This window comes from Rhodopseudomonas parapalustris (assembly GCF_053772255.1).
The window spans coordinates 1-756 of the sequence record NZ_JAMKBZ010000080.1 but is presented as its reverse complement, the minus strand read 5'-3'; the positions used below and the strand labels follow the sequence as shown (position 1 = coordinate 756).

1 protein-coding gene is annotated in these 756 nt (G+C 64.2%); it reads right to left on the bottom strand.

All coding sequences use genetic code 11. The annotated features are described in order from the left end of the window. Positions 1-754: elongation factor Tu (locus M9H71_RS25115; RefSeq protein ID WP_455407581.1), on the bottom strand; the 754-nt coding region annotated here is incomplete at its 3' end. Positions 755-756: the final 2 nt, after the last annotated feature.

Sequence of the window (756 nt, the reverse complement as noted above, 5' to 3'; positions counted from 1 at the left end):
GGCGGATGCCGACGATTTCGATTTCCTCACCGACCTTGATCACGCCGCGCTCGACACGACCGGTCACCACGGTGCCGCGGCCCGAGATCGAGAACACGTCTTCGACCGGCATCAGGAACGGCTGATCGATCGGACGCTCCGGCTGCGGGATGTAGGCGTCGACGTTCTTCATCAGCTCGAGAATGGCGTCGTGGCCGAGCTTCGGATCGGAGTTCTCCAGCGCCGCCAGCGCCGAGCCCTTGACGATCGGAATGTCGTCGCCCGGGAAGTCGTACTTCGACAGCAGCTCGCGCACTTCCATCTCGACCAGCTCGAGCAGTTCCGGATCGTCGACCATGTCGCACTTGTTCAGGAACACCACCAGCGCCGGCACGCCGACCTGACGGGCCAGCAGGATGTGCTCGCGGGTCTGCGGCATCGGGCCGTCGGCCGCCGACACCACCAGGATCGCGCCGTCCATCTGCGCCGCGCCGGTGATCATGTTCTTGACGTAGTCGGCGTGGCCGGGGCAGTCGACGTGCGCGTAGTGACGGTTCTGCGTCTCGTACTCGACGTGCGCGGTCGAAATCGTGATGCCGCGCGCCTTCTCTTCCGGTGCCTTGTCGATCTGGTCGTAGGCCGTGAACGTCGCACCGCCCGTCTCCGCCAGAACCTTGGTGATCGCCGCCGTCAGCGACGTCTTGCCATGGTCGACGTGACCGATCGTACCGATGTTGCAATGCGGCTTGTTACGTTCAAACTTTGCTTTGGCCATCG